The sequence below is a fragment of the Cellulomonas sp. P24 genome (genome assembly GCF_024704385.1).
Taxonomy (GTDB): Bacteria; Actinomycetota; Actinomycetes; order Actinomycetales; family Cellulomonadaceae; genus JAJDFX01.
In genome coordinates this window covers 459,654-474,732 of the sequence record NZ_JAJDFX010000002.1, presented here as the reverse complement: position 1 = coordinate 474,732, position 15,079 = coordinate 459,654, and the positions used below count along the sequence as shown (strand labels likewise).

Annotated in this window: 14 protein-coding genes and 1 pseudogene; 12 read left to right on the top strand and 3 right to left on the bottom strand. The window is 72.5% G+C overall.

What is annotated here, in order from left to right; translation table 11 throughout:
* Positions 1–66 precede the first annotated feature (66 nt).
* The 7 genes from LJB74_RS02325 to miaB all read left to right on the top strand — a co-directional run bounded on the left by LJB74_RS02325 (position 67) and on the right by miaB (position 8,410).
* Positions 67–300, top strand: a complete 234-nt coding sequence (locus LJB74_RS02325) for a DUF3046 domain-containing protein (protein WP_259307016.1) — start codon at positions 67–69, stop codon at positions 298–300.
* Entirely contained in the window at positions 297–2,399 is a 2,103-nt protein-coding gene (locus LJB74_RS02320; RefSeq protein ID WP_259307015.1) for an alkaline phosphatase family protein, read from the top strand. Before LJB74_RS02325 ends, LJB74_RS02320 begins: the two co-directional genes overlap by 4 nt.
* A complete protein-coding gene (locus LJB74_RS02315; protein ID WP_259307014.1) occupies positions 2,396–3,190 on the top strand; it encodes an MBL fold metallo-hydrolase in 795 nt (264 codons plus the stop codon). The genes LJB74_RS02320 and LJB74_RS02315 overlap by 4 nt, the downstream gene beginning before the upstream one ends.
* A gap of 218 nt (positions 3,191–3,408) precedes the next feature.
* Positions 3,409–4,449, top strand: a complete 1,041-nt coding sequence (gene recA, locus LJB74_RS02310; protein WP_259307013.1) for a recombinase RecA — start codon at positions 3,409–3,411, stop codon at positions 4,447–4,449.
* Between the two features lie 75 nt (positions 4,450–4,524).
* Positions 4,525–5,112, top strand: a complete 588-nt coding sequence (locus tag LJB74_RS02305) for a regulatory protein RecX (protein WP_259307012.1) — start codon at positions 4,525–4,527, stop codon at positions 5,110–5,112.
* A 119-nt stretch (positions 5,113–5,231) separates the two neighbouring features.
* The gene (gene rny, locus LJB74_RS02300; RefSeq protein ID WP_259307011.1) at positions 5,232–6,698 is read left to right on the top strand and encodes a ribonuclease Y; all 1,467 of its coding nucleotides are present in this window, start codon (positions 5,232–5,234) and stop codon (positions 6,696–6,698) included.
* 86 nt (positions 6,699–6,784) lie between these two features.
* Positions 6,785–8,410 (top strand): tRNA (N6-isopentenyl adenosine(37)-C2)-methylthiotransferase MiaB, encoded by a 1,626-nt coding sequence (miaB, locus tag LJB74_RS02295; RefSeq protein ID WP_259307010.1) that lies wholly within the window; start codon positions 6,785–6,787, stop codon positions 8,408–8,410.
* Between the two features lie 63 nt (positions 8,411–8,473).
* Here miaB and LJB74_RS02290 read toward each other — a convergent pair.
* Both LJB74_RS02290 and LJB74_RS02285 read right to left on the bottom strand, forming a co-directional pair.
* A pseudogene (locus LJB74_RS02290) lies at positions 8,474–8,869 on the bottom strand (YbjN domain-containing protein); the annotation flags it as partial.
* 65 nt (positions 8,870–8,934) lie between these two features.
* The gene (locus LJB74_RS02285) at positions 8,935–9,393 is read right to left on the bottom strand and encodes a YbjN domain-containing protein (protein ID WP_259307009.1); all 459 of its coding nucleotides are present in this window, start codon (positions 9,391–9,393) and stop codon (positions 8,935–8,937) included.
* A gap of 198 nt (positions 9,394–9,591) precedes the next feature.
* On the opposite strand from LJB74_RS02285, the gene LJB74_RS02280 reads away from it, so the two are divergent.
* Genes LJB74_RS02280 through LJB74_RS02265 form a run of 4 tightly spaced genes read left to right on the top strand, consistent with a single transcriptional unit; the run spans position 9,592 to position 12,725 of the window.
* On the top strand, positions 9,592–10,458 hold the full coding sequence (locus tag LJB74_RS02280) for a hypothetical protein (RefSeq protein WP_259307008.1): 867 nt from the start codon (positions 9,592–9,594) through the stop codon (positions 10,456–10,458).
* Positions 10,455–11,405 (top strand): tRNA (adenosine(37)-N6)-dimethylallyltransferase MiaA, encoded by a 951-nt coding sequence (gene miaA, locus LJB74_RS02275; RefSeq protein ID WP_259307007.1) that lies wholly within the window; start codon positions 10,455–10,457, stop codon positions 11,403–11,405. The genes LJB74_RS02280 and miaA overlap by 4 nt, the downstream gene beginning before the upstream one ends.
* A 13-nt stretch (positions 11,406–11,418) precedes the next feature.
* Entirely contained in the window at positions 11,419–12,345 is a 927-nt protein-coding gene (gene dapF, locus LJB74_RS02270; RefSeq protein ID WP_259307006.1) for a diaminopimelate epimerase, read from the top strand.
* A gap of 56 nt (positions 12,346–12,401) precedes the next feature.
* Positions 12,402–12,725 carry a thioredoxin family protein gene (locus LJB74_RS02265; protein WP_259307005.1) on the top strand — a complete coding sequence of 108 codons (324 nt, stop codon included), beginning with the start codon at positions 12,402–12,404 and terminating at the stop codon, positions 12,723–12,725.
* Between the two features lie 2 nt (positions 12,726–12,727).
* Here the strand turns inward: LJB74_RS02265 and LJB74_RS02260 are convergent, their stop codons facing one another.
* Positions 12,728–13,351, bottom strand: a complete 624-nt coding sequence (locus tag LJB74_RS02260) for a class I SAM-dependent methyltransferase (protein ID WP_259307004.1) — start codon at positions 13,349–13,351, stop codon at positions 12,728–12,730.
* 270 nt (positions 13,352–13,621) lie between these two features.
* On the opposite strand from LJB74_RS02260, the gene hflX reads away from it, so the two are divergent.
* Complete coding sequence (gene hflX, locus LJB74_RS02255) at positions 13,622–15,076, top strand: GTPase HflX (protein WP_259310255.1); 1,455 nt, start codon at positions 13,622–13,624, stop codon at positions 15,074–15,076.
* Positions 15,077–15,079: the final 3 nt, after the last annotated feature.

Genomic DNA, 15,079 nt, shown 5'->3' with positions numbered 1-15,079 from the left:
CGCTGCTCGTCGGACGCCGCCGCGGTCGGTCGTACCGCGACGCCCGTCGCATGGCAGGCTGGTGGCGTGCGCAACCGCGAGTTCTGGCAGCTGGTCGACGAGGTGTTCGGGCCGGCCTACGGTCGGAGCCTGACCAGGGATCTCGTCATCGACGCCCTTGGCGGGCGGACGGCGTACCAGGCCATCGAGACCGGCGAGGAACCGCGTTCCGTCTGGCATGCGCTGTGCGATGCGATGGAGCTGCCGGATGCCCGTCGTTGGGGCTCCGACGTGCGGCGGCAGGCGCCGCCCCGGCGATGACCGCGCGCGTGCCGGCCCGCGACCCCGGTCGCCTGGACGACGTGACGGCGACACCCGGGTGGCCGACCTGGTTGCCGACGCTCCGGGACGCCGGTGACGCCCTGCTCCAGCTCGTCACCACGACGCTCGGCCTCGGGGCGTCCGTCGTCGCTCTCGACGGCGTCACGGCGGACCGGGTCGACGCGGTCGTCGTCGCTGCCGCGGTGGTCGGGCTCGGTGACGTCCTCCTCCGGCCGGCTCTCCGGGTCATGGCGCTCGTCTCCGGTGCGATGGGTGCCCTCGTCGCCGGACTGGCGGCCCAGGTCGTCACCGTCTGGTTCGCGCTGTGGGCTGTGCCGGGGCTGCACGTCGCCGGCGCGGGGGACGTCGTCGGGGTGCTCGTCATCACGGCACTCGTGATGGCGGTGGGGCGCTGGCTCATCGGGGCGAACGACAGCGCGTACGTCGTCGGTGACGTGCTCCGGCGTGCGCGGCGCAAGGCCCGACGCCACGGGGGAGCGGCGGCGGGATCGGGCCCGGGGCTGCTCGTGGTCCAGCTCGACGGCGTGTCCACGCAGGTGCTCCAGCAGGCGGCCGAGGCCGGTCTGACCCCGACGATGGATCGCTGGATCCGGACCGGCTCCCACCGTCTGACGGGCTGGTGGGCCCGGGTGCCGGCCACCACCCCTGCGAGCCAGGCGGGGCTGCTGCACGGCGACAGCTCGGGCGTCCCGTCGTTCCGCTGGTGGGACAAGGAGCTCGGCCGCCTGGTCGTCACGAACCACCCGGCGGACGCCGCGCTCGTCGAGAGCAGGATGACGACCGGGGACGGGCTCCTCGCGCCGGACGGTGCTGCGATCAGCACGATGTTCTCCGGCGACGCGGCCACGTGCCTGCTCGTCATGAGCCGCGCGCTCGGGCACGGGGGGTTCGGGCCGGGCCCCGCGTACGTCAGGTTCTTCGCCAGCCCGTTCGTGCTCGCCCGCGCCCTGGTCATGACGGTGGGTGAGATGGTCAAGGAGCTCTACCAGGGGCGTCGTCAGCGGGTCCGGCGGGTGCGACCGCGCGTGCACCGGCGTGGGGCGTACGTGCTCGCGCGCGGTGTGAGCAACGTGCTGCTGCGCGACCTCAACGTGTCCCTCGTGGCCGAGCAGCTGCTGCGGGGCACCCCGATCGTCTTCGTGGACCTGGTCGACTACGACGAGATCGCGCACCACGCCGGGCCGACGAGACCGGAGTCGTTGCGCGCTCTCGAAGGGCTGGACCGAGAGCTCTGGCTGCTTCACACGGTCATGTCGGTGGCCCCGCGTCCGTATGAGGTCGTGGTGCTCTCGGACCACGGCCAGAGCCTCGGAGACACCTTCGCGCAGGTCGAGGGACGGCCCCTGCGCGACGTGGTCCGGTCGCTCATGGACGTCGCGGACGGCGGCGGGCTGCGTGCCGGGGAGGGTGAGGACTGGGGGCCGCTCAACGCCTTGCTGACGTCGGCGTTCGGCCGGGCGACGCGGGCCGGTGCCACGACCGTCGGTGCCGGGGACGACCGGGCCGGGAGGTCGGTGGGGTCCGGCGCCGGCGACGTGCCGGAGGTCGCGGTCATCGCCTCGGGCAACCTCGGGATGGTCTGGTTCCCGCTGCTGCCCGGACGGGTGTCGCTCGAGGAGATCCGATCGAGGTGGCCGCGGCTGGTCCCCGGCCTCGCGAGCCTGGCGTCGATCGCTGTCGTGGTGGCCGTGTCCGACCGGCACGGACCGGTGGCCGTGGGCTCCGACGGCTGGTGCGTGCTCTCGGACGGGACGGTCGAGGGTCGCGATCCGCTCATCGGGCTCGGGGCCAGGGCCCGCCCGGACCTGCTGCGGGTCGTCGGTCTGGCGGACGCCGGTGACCTCGTGCTGGTCTCCGAGGTGGACGCGGCGGGCCGGGTGCACGCGTTCGAGGGCCTCGTCGGTTCTCACGGTGGCCTGGGTGGGCCGCAGAACGATGCGTTCCTGCTCCACCCGGCCGGGTGGGACGTCGAGGAGGACCTCCTGGAGGACGTCGACGGGCGACGGATCCTCGTCGGGGCGGAGCAGGTCCACGTCCAGCTGCTCCGGTGGGCGCGACGGCTGGGGATACGGACATGACGACGATGCTGAGATGGCTCGGGCACGCGACGACCGTCCTCGACCTCGACGGCACGCGGGTCGTCACCGATCCTCTGCTCGGGCGGCACGCCGGCCTGCTGCGGAGACGCGGCGACCAGCCGCGTGACGCGGACTGGCGCGACCCCGACCTCGTGCTCCTGTCCCATCTGCACCACGACCACGCCGAGCTCGGGTCGCTACGGCGGCTGGGGGCCGCGCCGGTGATCACCGCCCCGGCGAACGCCGCCTGGTTGCGCGGGCGGGGCCACCCGACCGCACTCGGGTTGCACGAGGACGTGTGGTTCCGCACCGGGCACGTGTCGGTGCGCCTCGTCCCGGCGGTGCACGGGCACCGCCCGATGCCCCACCGGCCGAACGCGACCAACGGTCACCTGGTGCGGAGCGGCCCGGTGACGATCTGGGTGGCGGGCGACACCGAGCCGTTCGCCGCCATGGCGGATCTGGCGGAGCTCGCCGAGGGGACGATCGACGTCGCGGTGGTCCCTGTCGGCGGATGGGGCCCGCGGCTCTCGGGCGGGCACATGGACCCGGTGCAGGCGGCGGAGGCGTGCCGGGTCGTCGGTGCGCGTCTCGCGGTGCCGGTGCACTGGGGGACGCTGCACGCGCCGGCGTCACGTCGGCTGCCGCCGGGCTGGATGGACCGGGCGGGGCCGGCGTTCGCGGCTGCTCTCGCCCATCATGCGCCGGCGTGCCGGCCGGTGGTCCTGCAGCCCGGCGAGCAGGTCGACCTCGGGGCCGGGCTCGTCGTCGACGCGCCGCGAGCCGGCTGACGGACCTGCGGGAGCGACGCGGTCCGGGTCCCGGCGTGTCGGGTGTCTTCGAACAGGTGTTCGTCTACTGTTGTCCACAAGGTGACCGCAGGGCGTTCGGGCTCCACAGGTGGGAGCGGACGCGCGGCGGGTGTCGGTGGTCGGACATAGCGTCACCGCGAGAACAGGCCAGCCCCAGCAGGCGCAGCCCCCGGCTGCTCGAGAAGACGAGGTACGACATGGCAGCTCCCCAGGACCGCGCGAAGGCACTCGAGGCCGCGCTCGGACAGATCGACCGTCAGTTCGGCAAGGGATCGATCATGCGCCTCGGTGACGAGGGCCGGGCCCCCGTCGAGGTCATCCCCACCGGATCGATCGCGCTGGACGTGGCGCTCGGCATCGGCGGGCTCCCGCGCGGACGTGTCGTCGAGATCTACGGGCCGGAGTCGTCCGGGAAGACGACGCTCGCCCTGCACGCCGTGGCCAGCGCGCAGCGCGCGGGTGGCATCGCGGCCTTCATCGACGCCGAGCACGCGCTCGACCCGGAGTACGCGAAGAAGCTCGGCGTCGACACCGATGCCCTGCTCGTCTCCCAGCCGGACACCGGTGAGCAGGCGCTGGAGATCATGGACATGCTGATCCGGTCCGGCGCGATCGACATCGTGGTGGTCGACTCGGTCGCCGCTCTCGTGCCGAAGGCCGAGATCGAGGGAGAGATGGGCGACAGCCACGTCGGGCTGCAGGCGCGGCTGATGTCGCAGGCGCTGCGCAAGATCACCGGTGCGCTGAACTCGTCGGGGACCACGGCGATCTTCATCAACCAGCTCCGCGAGAAGATCGGGGTCTTCTTCGGCAGCCCCGAGACGACGACCGGGGGCAAGGCGCTGAAGTTCTACGCGTCGATCCGCCTCGACATCCGGCGGATCGAGACCCTCAAGGAGGGCACCGAGGCGGTCGGGAACCGGACGCGCGTCAAGGTCGTGAAGAACAAGATGGCGCCGCCGTTCAAGCAGGCCGAGTTCGACATCCTCTACGGGGTCGGGATCTCGCGCGAGGGTGGGCTCATCGACATGGGCGTGGAGCACGGGTTCATCCGCAAGTCAGGCGCCTGGTACACGTACGAGGGCGACCAGCTCGGTCAGGGCAAGGAGAACGCTCGTGGGTTCTTGCGGGACAACCCGGACCTGGCGAACGAGATCGAGAAGAAGATCAAGGAGAAGCTCGGCGTCGGTGCCACGCTCGACGCGCCGGCGGGGCCGGGGCCGGGGGTCGACTTCTGAGCCGGACGGCCGCGCGCGGCGTCGTGAGGTCCGCGTGCGGCCGGTCGGATCGCGAGCGAGTCGTGAGGTGCTGAGGTGAGCGGCCGGGCATCGGAACCCCCGTCGGCAGGGTCGGCCGCGCAGGATCGCGAGCCGGAACCGGAGTCTGTCGCACGCGCGATCGCCCTTCGGCTCCTGACGAGCGCACCCCGGAGCAGGGCCCAGCTCGCCGAGGCCATGGCCCGGCGAGAGGTGCCCGAGGAGGTCGCCTCGGCCGTCCTGGACCGGTTCACCGAGGTCGGGCTCGTCGACGATGCCGAGTTCGCTCGCATGCTCGTCAGGTCCCGCCACGGTGACCGCGGGCTCGCGCGGAGGGCGCTCGGCGAGGAGCTTCGTCGGAAGGGGATCTCGGCAGAGCACGCCGAGGCGGCGCTCGCCGAGCTCGACTCGGAGTCGGAGCATGCCACCGCACGGAGACTGGTGGCGCGCAAGCTGGCGGCCACGCGCGGTCTCGACCCGCAGGTCCGCATGCGACGAACCCTTGCGACACTCGGCCGCAAGGGCTACCCGTCCGGGATGGTGATGGAGCTCGTGCGTGAGCACCTCGCGAGCGAGGGGGACACCGACCCGGACGACCCGCTCGTGACCTTCGGCCGGGGCGACGATCCCGCCGAGGACGTCTGACCCCTGCCCCGGCGGTGTCGACGCAGGTCGCCACCGCGCGCCCACGCACGTGAGGTCACCAGTCGCCCGACTTTCCGGAAGAATGGCGGGCAGTCCGTTCCCCGATGTCGGAGGTCGCCGTGGTCCCGAGTGAGTACGGCGTCGTCGTGGCGTTGCTCCTGGTCTGCCTGGTGGCGCTCATCCTGGTGAGCATCGCTCGGCGAGAGGCCGCCGAGCAGCGTGCGCGTGCTGAGTCCGATGTCGCCGAGATCAAGGACGAGGCACGCTCGTTGCTCGCAGACGCGCGGCGTCGCGTGGACGAGGTCGTCGTGCGCGAGCGTGCGGTTCGGGCCGCGGAGACCGAGGCGGTCGACCGGGCTCATGCGCTCGAGGTGCGCGCCGAGGCTCTGCATGCCGCCGAGGTGAACCTCGCGGAGCGGATCACCGCAGCCGAGCGCTCCACCCTCGAGACCCTGGAGTCGATCAGCGGGCTGAGCGCCGACGAGGCGCGCGCGACGCTCATGAGCCGGCTCAAGGACCAGGTCGCCAACGACGGTGCCTCGCTCGTCCGTCGCACCGAGGTCAAGGCGCGCCGCACCGCCGAGGCGCGCGCGCGGCGGATCCTCAGCACGGCGGTCCAGCGTGTAGCAGGACCGACGAGTGCCCAGTCGGTCGTGTCGGTGCTCTCTCTGCCCTCCGAGGAGATGAAGGGGCGCATCATCGGCAAGGAGGGGCGCAACATCCGGGCGTTCGAGGCGCTGACCGGCGTCAACGTCCTGGTGGACGAGTCCCTGGACTCGGTCACGCTCTCCAGCTTCGACCCTGAGCGGCGCGAGGTCGCCCAGGTGGCGCTCGAGGCCCTGATCGCCGACGGGCGCATCAACCCGCAGCGCATCGAAGCCGCGTACGCCGACGCGCTCGCCGGCGCGGAGGACCGCACCGTGGCTGCCGGTCACGTCGCCGCCGAACGCGCCGGCGTCGGTGATCTGCACCCGGACCTCATCACGACGCTGGGACGGCTGCGGCTACGGACCTCGTACGGGCAGAACGTGCTCAACCACCTCGTCGAGTGCGCACAGATCGCCGCAGTGGTCGCGGCGGAGATCGGCGCGGACGTCGGTCTGGCGCGTCGCGCAGCGTTCCTGCACGACATCGGCAAGGCGCGTCCCGCGGAGATCGAGGGCACGCACGCACTGATCGGTGCCGAGCTGGCTCGTCGGGCCGGCGAGAGCGCGTCGGTGGTCAACGCGATCGCCGCCCACCATGACGAGGTGCCCCCCGAGACCGTCGAGGCCATTCTCGTCCAGGCCGCAGACGCGGCGTCGGCCGCACGGCCCGGTGCGCGTCGTGAGGAGCTCGACCAGTACATCGAGCGGGTGGACCGTCTCGAGCAGCTGGTCGTGGCGCACCCGGGTGTTCGACGTGCGCTCGCGATGTCGGCGGGCCGCGAGGTCAGGGTCGTCGTCGAGCCCAGCGAGGTCGGGGACGTCGACCTTCCCGGTCTCGCGGTGGCGATCGCCCGGCACATCGAGGCCGATCTCACCTACCCCGGCGAGATCAAGGTGACCGTCGTCCGGGAGATCCGTGCCTCGGCGACGGCAGGCTGACCGCGCGGGTCGGGCTCCTCGCCGACCGGTCCCTGTCACGATCGTCGTGTGCGAGCCGTGGCGCGGGTCACCGTACCCTTGAGGTGATGTCGACGACCGCCACCCCCCGCACACCGATCCCGCTGACCGCCGCCCCCGAGACGGGCGCTGCGACCGCCGCGGGCCCACGCACGTATCTGGTGCGCACGCTCGGGTGCCAGATGAACGTCCACGACTCCGAGCACATGGCCGGGCTCCTGGACGCCGCCGGCTACGTCCCGGCGACAGGTGCGGAGGCGACCGAGGGCGTCGCCGACGTCATCGTCATCAACACGTGCGCGGTGCGGGAGAACGCGTCGGACCGGCTGTACGGGAACCTCGGGCAGCTCGCGAGCCTCAAGCGCGCGCGCCCCGGCACCCAGATCGCCGTCGGCGGCTGCCTCGCGCAGAAGGACCGGGCCGGGATCGTCGACCGCGCCCCGTGGGTCGACGTGGTCTTCGGTACGCACAACCTCGATGCCCTTCCGGTGCTCCTCGAACGCGCACGGCACAATGCGCGCGCCGAGGTGGAGATCGCCGAGTCGCTCCAGGTGTTCCCCTCCACGCTCCCCACCCGACGCGAGTCCGTGTACGCGGGCTGGGTCTCCATCAGCGTCGGGTGCAACAACACCTGCACGTTCTGCATCGTCCCCAGCCTGCGGGGCAAGGAACGCGACCGGCGGCCTGGCGCCATCCTCGCCGAGGTCGCGGCGCTCGCCGAGCAGGGTGCGATCGAGGTCACGTTGCTCGGGCAGAACGTCAACTCCTACGGGGTCGAGTTCGGGGACCGCGCGGCCTTCGCCAAGCTCTTGCGCGCCACCGGAGCGGTCGACGGGATCGAGCGGGTGCGGTTCACGTCGCCGCACCCGGCTGCGTTCACCGACGACGTCATCGCGGCGATGGCGGAGACCCCGACGGTCATGCCCCAGCTGCACATGCCGCTCCAGTCGGGCTCGGACCGGGTGCTCCGGGCGATGCGGCGCTCGTATCGCTCCGACAAGTTCCTGGGCATCCTGGACCGGGTCCGCGCCGCGATGCCCGAGGCCGCCATCACGACCGACATCATCGTCGGCTTCCCCGGAGAGACCGAGGAGGACTTCGCCGCGACGCTGCGGGTCGTCGAGCAGGCGCGCTTCTCCTCGGCCTTCACGTTCCAGTACTCACCGCGGCCGGGGACCCCCGCTGCCGACCTCCCGGATCAGGTGTCGAAGGCGGTCGTCCAGGAGCGCTACGAGCGGCTGGTCGCCCTGCAGGACCGGATCGCCCTCGAGGAGAACGCCGCGCAGGTCGGCCGGACCGTCGAGGTGCTGATCGCCGAGGGTGAGGGCCGCAAGGACGGGGCGTCGCAGCGCGTCTCGGGGCGTGCCGCGGACAACCGCCTGGTGCACGTCGCTCTACCGGCCGATGTCCGTCCCGGTGCCCTCACCGAGGGCACAGCCGGTCCCGACCGTACGGGCCGCTCCGACCTCGGTGCGCCGCGACCCGGCGACCTCGTGACGGTCGAGGTCACGCACGGTGCGCCGCACTACCTGGTGGCGGACTCCCCGGTGCAGGGTGGGCTGTACACCGTCCGGCGCACACGTGCGGGTGATGCCTGGGAGGCGCGCGAGCAGGCTCGGCTTGGCGGGGACGTCCACGAGCACGGGGCCGTCGGCGGCACGATCACCTTGGGCATGCCCGGCCGGCGAAGCTGACCGTCGGTCAGTCGGGGCTGTCGTCGAGGGTCCCGGGGGCAGGAGCCCGAGCAGTGCGTCGAACATCTTGACGCCGGTGCCGAGCCCGCACGCGATGGCCTGCCCGATCTGAGCGTCCGTCGCGCCTCGTTCCAGGTCGACCGACACCTCGCTGTACAGCGACAGTGCGCCCTCCTCCTCGCGCACGTAGACCTTCGGCCAGATGCGCTCCCGGTTCCAGTCGTTGAGCGCGAGCGCGAGTGCTCGGCGATGCTCGACGGGCAGCTGGCGCCGCCAACGTCCCCGCACCTGGAGGATCTCGTCGTCGTCACCGAGCAGCAGGAACCAGAACCTGTTGTCGTCCCAGGTACCCGTCAGGTCGCCCTCGGCATCGATGACGAACCGGTAGCCACGGCTGCGGAGGTAGGCGGCGACCCGGTCACGGGTGAGGGGCGTCGGGCGTTCGATCTTCTCGACCACGGGCGCCGAGCTCGTGTGCGGCTCGCCGAACAGTCGGGCGAGCCAGCCGGTCCGCTCGTTCGCGTTCACGGTGCGCTCCCCACCGGGTCGGGGTAGAGCTCGTCGAGGGAGTCGAAGAACATCGACCCGGTGCTCAGCCCGCAGAAGAGCAGCTGGCTGAGCTGGTCCTCCGTCACCCCGGGCTCGAGGTCGGTCGCGACCTCGGTCACGACGTGGACCATGCCGTTGTCGCGCACGCGCGCGTATGCCTTGGGCCAGATGCGTTCGGCGTTCCACTCGTTGCAGTGGTCGAGGATCTCCTCGAGGCGCTCGATCGACACCTCGCGGTTCCACTGACCCCGGGTCTGCAGGATCTCCGAGTCGTCGCCGAAGAGGAAGAAGTAGAACAGCCGACCCCGCCAGATGCCGCCGAGGTCGCCGTCGTTGTCGACGAAGTAGCTGAAGTCGTTGGCCTCGAACCAGTGCACGATCCGGCTGCTCGTCAGCGGGTACGGGACGTCGTGCGCGACGGGCGTGCGCTGCACGGGCGCCAGCCGTGTCGCAGAGGCGATCGACTGCGGGTCGGAGGGCTCCGGTGCGTCCTCAGGCCGTGCTGCCCTCCGCCGTCGGCCGAGTGGACCGTCCCGGAAGATGCCCATGAGGCAGACTACCGCGAGCCCCCGACACCGACAGCAGCAGATCGGATGGCAGGGAGTGCACCAGTCACTCGGTACCGTCGGTGCATGCTCATCGCCGTGGCCCTCGTTCCGGGCACCGTCCTGCTCGTCCCGGGTGCGGGTGGACGCGACGAGGGCGGGCTCGCGGCGGTGCGCGACGCGGCCGCTGCCGCGATCGGCACGATGTTCCGTTCGGGGGTCGACCGCGTCGTCGTGGTCGCGCCGGGTCGCGTGGACCGTCACCTCGCTACCGGGTGGCGAGCCGGGCTCGGTGAGGTCGGGATCGCCGACGACCAGGTCCGTTGGCCGCTCCCGGCGCGTTCGGCGACGGCGTCGAATGCCGTACGTGGTCTGGGCGCCGGGCCGGTCGCGGGCACGTCGGGTGCACCCGACTCGCGCGGCACGGAGACCGGGGTGGACGTCGTGACCGTCTCGGCCGTGGCGTCGGCCGTCCTCACGATGACCGAGCACCTGAGCCCGGACAGCTGGCCAGGCGTTCTCGAGGTACTCGAGGTGCGCGAGCCGCGACCGGGTGCGCGCACGGCCGCCTCGCGGGTCGAGGAGCTCCGGGCGCAGGGCCGCGCACTGGCACGGGCCGACACGGACGAGAACCTCGGCCTCGTGGTCGCTGGCAGCCTGAGCGCGCGGAACGGTCCCGAGGCGCCGTTGGCCGCGGATGACCGTGCACCGGGCGCCGACCGGGACGTGGCCGAGCTTCTCGTGGACGGCGGACGTGAGGCCCGCCGTCGTCTGGAAGACCTGGACCCCGACGCGGCCGGTGACCTCGGCATGAGCGGGTGGGCGCCGTGGCAGGTGCTCGTCGGCGCCTGCCGCCAGGTGGACGAGGTCGAGGTCGACGACGTGGCGAGGATCCGCTCCTTCGGGGTGGTTCACGTGGCCGCGTCGTGGCGGTGCACCGAGGCGCGGTCATGACCGCCGCGGTCGTGGCCGTCGTGGGGCCGACGGCGACGGGCAAGTCCGACCTCGGCCTCGCGCTGGCCGAGCGGTTCGGTGGCGAGGTGGTCAACGCCGACGCCATGCAGCTGTACCGCGGGATGGACGTCGGCACCGCGAAGCTGCGGGTCGACGAACGTCGAGGCATCGTCCACCACCAGCTCGACGTGCTCGAGGTCGACCAGGAGGCTTCGGTCGCGCACTACCAGGAGCACGCCCGGGCGGATCTTGCGGAGATCGTGTCCCGGGGCGCCCGGCCGGTCGTCGTCGGGGGATCGGGGCTCTACGTCCGTGCGCTGCTCGACGAGATCACGTTCCCCGGTACCGATCCGCAGGTGCGTGCACGATGGGAGGCACGGGTCGAGGAGCAGGGCGTCGGACTGGTGCACGCCGAGCTCGAGCGCCTCGACCCGGTCGCTGCGGCGTCGATCGGGAGGGCCAACGCGCGACGGATCGTCCGCGCGCTCGAGGTGATCGAGCTGACCGGGCGGGCGTACTCCGCCACCCTGCCCGAGCACCGCTACGCGGTTCCCGCCGTGCAGATCGGGCTGGACTGCGACCGTGAGGTGCTCGACCGACGGGTGGAGGACCGTGTCGCGCGTATGTGGAGCACCGGGCTGGTGGACGAGGTCCGTGGGCTGGTGCGGCGCGGGATGGGACGGACGGCCTCGCGCGCCGTCGGCTACGCGGAGGTGATCGCGGCGCTCGCGGGCGACGGGGACCTGGCGGCTGCCCGGGAGAGCGTCAGCGCGCACACCCGTCGGCTGGCCCGCAAGCAGATGGGCTGGTTCGGTCGGGATCCGCGCGTCCACTGGCTGGACGCCCGGACCCCCGACCTCGTCGAGCGAGCCGTCGAGCTGGTCGAGGCGGCCGACGCCGGCACGCTCACCGACCCTGGCCTGCGCCGTCGTACGCTGGGCTCATGACGGGGACCGGCGCATGACCGCGCCCGCGCTGCTCGAGGTGACCAAGGGGCACGGCACCCAGAACGACTTCGTGCTGATCGACGATCGGCAGGACGAGCTGGATCTGACACCCGCTCTGGTGCGCGCGCTGACCGACCGGCGTGCGGGCGTCGGGGGAGACGGCGTGATCCGCCTCGTGCCGAGCGCGTCGGTACCCGAGGGCGCGCGCGTGCTCGCCGAGGATGCGTCGGCGACCTGGTTCATGGACTATCGCAACGCGGACGGGTCCGTGGCGGAGATGTGCGGCAACGGGGTCCGGGTCTTCGTGAAGTTCCTGGAACGGCTCGGCCTCGCAGACGCCGCGGCCGACGTCGTCGCTGTCGGCACCCGCGCGGGTGTCCGACGGGTCCGCCGCGAGCCGAACGGCTGGTACGCGGTCGGGATGGGCCGGTGGACGCTCCCGGGCGGCGACGCGGCGGTCGACCAGGGGTTCGACGCCGAGGTCCGGGTCGCGGGACTCGACGTGGACCGCCCGGCACTGCGCGTGGAGGTCGGCAACCCGCACACCGTCCTGGCGCTCTCGGGGCTCGCGGAGCTGGCGACCGTGGACCTGACGCATGCGCCGACGGTGAGCCCGACGCCTCCGAACGGGACGAACGTCGAGCTCGTGGTCCCGCTCGGCGAGTCGCCGGACGGGCACGGGGGGACGCTCGGTCGCGTGCGGATGCGGGTGCACGAGCGTGGCGTCGGCGAGACACGGTCGTGCGGGACCGGGGCGTGCGCCGCAGCCCTCGCGGTGCGCAGCTGGGCCGGCCCGGACGCTCCCGACGTCTGGCTCGTGGACGTGCCGGGCGGTACGGTCCGTGTCAGCATGCTGGACTCCGGCACGGTGGAGCTCGCCGGACCGGCCGAGCTGGTCGCGACGGCACAGGTGGATCTCGCGGCGCTGACGGCGTCGTGAGCACGGGGTTGTCGAGCACGGGGTTGTCGAGCACAGGGTTGTCGAGCACAGGGCGGATGAGCACCGAGCGGTTGAGCACAGAGCGGTTGAGCGCGAGCGAGCTCGGGGCACCTCTCGGAGAGCGCCTGACGTTCGTGCAGTTCTCGAGCGCCTTCTGCGGGCCGTGCCGGATGACGCGGCAGGTGCTCGAGCGTGTCGCCGCGACGTCCGACGGGGTGGTGCACCTCGAGCTGGACGTCGTGAGGGACCAGGACCTCGCCGAGACGCTCGAGATCGTGCAGACCCCCACGGTGCTCGTGCTCGACGGGACGGGAGCGGTGCGGCACCGGTTGACGGGTGTGCCGACCGTCGCCGCGGCGCGCGCTCTCGTGACGGCCTGAGGTCAGTCGGCGCGGACCTCGAGGACCCGGAAGCCCTTGGCGCTCGCGACCCGCTCGACCGTCGCGTCGCGACCGTCGAGGATCTCGGGGAGGTGCTCCTCGAGCCAGCGGTGCAGCGTGTCCGCGCCCAGGTTGCGCTGCACGACCAGGTGCGCGCTCGCGTCCGCGGCGAGGAGCGGCAGCCACCGCCGCATCATCGCGTGCAGCGCCTCCTTGCCGACGCGGATCGGCGGGTTCGACCAGATCGCGGCGAAGCGCGTGGTGGCCGGGACCGCGTCGGGGGTGCAGGCCGTGACGTTGTCCAGGCCGAGCCGGCGGGCGTTGCGCGCGACGAGGTCGAGCGCCCTCTCGTTGACGTCCACCGCCCAGACGTGGGCCTGCGGTGCGTCGAGGGCGAGCGTCAGCGCGACGGGGCCCCACCCGCACCCGAGGTCCAGCAGGTCGCCGGTGCTGGGCGCTGCTGGCACGGTTCGCAGGAGGACCTGGGTGCCGAGGTCGACGCGCCCGGGGGAGAAGATCCCGCCGGCGGTCTCGACCTCGACGTCGCGCCCGGCGAGCGTCACGCGAAGCAGGCGTCGGTCCTCGGCTGACGCCGGGCGCGCGGTGAAGTAGTGGTCGTCGCTCACGTCCGCGACCCTATCCGCCCGACGGCACCCGCCCGGACGCGGCCGCTGCACCTGTGTGGTCGTGGCTTCGACCGGCTCGCGTGCGCCGGTAGCGAATTGCGTGGCCGAGCGTCGACGGCACGTGTCAGGCTGGTACCACCGAACGAGAGGGAGCACGTGACCGATCCGCAGTACGACGACCAGGGCAGCGCCGACGGCGGGACCCGTGGCACCGCAGGCGAGAGCGTCGCGAGCGTCGTCGAGGCAGGCGCGCCGCGCAGCACCCAGGACGTGGCGGACGACGTCGTCGCGCGGGTGCTGGCACGGGCCGGCCGGACGCTGCACGACGGGGTGACGATCCACTCGGCCTACGACGGCGATCAGATCGACCTCGAGGAGCGGACCTCGCTCCGGCGCGTCGCGAACCTGTCGACCGAGCTCCAGGACGTGACCGAGGTCGAGTACCGGCAGCTGCGGCTCGAGCGGGTCGTCCTCGTCGGGCTCTGGGGATCCGGGACGGTCACCGACGCGGAGAACTCGCTCGCCGAGCTCGCCGCCCTCGCGGAGACGGCGGGATCGGTCGTCCTCGACGGGATGCTCCAGCGCCGCCAGAAGCCCGATCCGGGCACCTACCTCGGGTCGGGGAAGGCCGTCGAGCTCGCGGCGGTCGTCGCGTCGTCCGGTGCCGACACCGTCGTGGTCGATGGCGAGCTGGCACCGTCCCAGCGTCGTGCGCTCGAGGACATCGTCAAGGTGAAGGTCGTGGACCGCACGGCGCTGATCCTGGACATCTTCGCGCAGCACGCGAAGTCCCGGGAGGGCAAGGTTCAGGTCGAGCTCGCTCAGCTCGAGTACCTGCTTCCCCGTCTGCGCGGCTGGGGCGAGTCGATGTCCCGGCAGGCTGGTGGTCAGGTCGGTGGGGCCGCGGCCGGCATGGGCTCTCGCGGCCCTGGTGAGACGAAGATGGAGCTCGATCGCCGGAAGATCCGGAACCGGATGGCGAAGCTGCGGCGTGAGATCGCCGCGATGGAGCCCTCGCGGGCCACCAAGCGGTCCTCGCGGAAGCGGCACGCGATCCCCTCGGTCGCGATCGCCGGCTACACGAACGCGGGGAAGTCCTCGCTCCTGAATCGCCTCACGGGTGCCGGCGTGCTCGTGGAGAACGCCCTGTTCGCGACTCTCGACCCGACGGTACGGCGGGCGCAGACCGAGGACGGCCGGGTCTACACCCTCGCGGACACGGTCGGGTTCGTCCGGTCGCTCCCGCACCAGCTGGTCGAGGCGTTCCGGTCGACCCTCGAGGAGGTCGCCGACGCGGACCTGCTGCTCCACGTGGTCGACGCGTCGCACCCGAACCCGGAGGGTCAGATCTCCGCCGTCCGGCACGTCCTCGCCGACATCCCCGGTGCCATGGACGTCCCGGAGGTGATCGTGCTGAACAAGGTCGACGTGGCCGATCCCGAGGTCGTCGCGCGGCTCCGGTCGCGTGAGATCCACTCGATCGTGGTCTCGGCGCACACCGGCGAGGGCATCGACGAGCTCCAGGCGCTGATCGCCGACCAGCTTCCTCGCCCGGGGGTGCAGGTCGAGGTCGTGATCCCGTACCACCGGGGTGACCTGATCAGCCGGGTGCACGGCGAGGGCGACATCGAGGCCGAGGAGCACACCCCCGAGGGGACCGCGCTCCGCGCCCGCGTGGGCGAGGGGCTGGCCTCGGAGCTGAGGGCCGCGGCCGCACTAGGCTGACGC

What these genes read in the sequence shown, in the direction of transcription:
- LJB74_RS02320 (WP_259307015.1), top strand. Translation starts at nt 297, where the DNA reads ATGACCGCGCGCGTGCCGGCCCGCGACCCCGGTCGCCTGGACGACGTG.
- LJB74_RS02315 (WP_259307014.1), top strand. Translation starts at nt 2,396, where the DNA reads ATGACGACGATGCTGAGATGGCTCGGGCACGCGACGACCGTCCTCGAC.
- recA (WP_259307013.1), top strand. Translation starts at nt 3,409, where the DNA reads ATGGCAGCTCCCCAGGACCGCGCGAAGGCACTCGAGGCCGCGCTCGGA.
- miaB (WP_259307010.1), top strand. Translation starts at nt 6,785, where the DNA reads ATGTCGACGACCGCCACCCCCCGCACACCGATCCCGCTGACCGCCGCC.
- LJB74_RS02280 (WP_259307008.1), top strand. Translation starts at nt 9,592, where the DNA reads ATGCTCATCGCCGTGGCCCTCGTTCCGGGCACCGTCCTGCTCGTCCCG.
- miaA (WP_259307007.1), top strand. Translation starts at nt 10,455, where the DNA reads ATGACCGCCGCGGTCGTGGCCGTCGTGGGGCCGACGGCGACGGGCAAG.
- dapF (WP_259307006.1), top strand. Translation starts at nt 11,419, where the DNA reads ATGACCGCGCCCGCGCTGCTCGAGGTGACCAAGGGGCACGGCACCCAG.
- LJB74_RS02265 (WP_259307005.1), top strand. Translation starts at nt 12,402, where the DNA reads ATGAGCACCGAGCGGTTGAGCACAGAGCGGTTGAGCGCGAGCGAGCTC.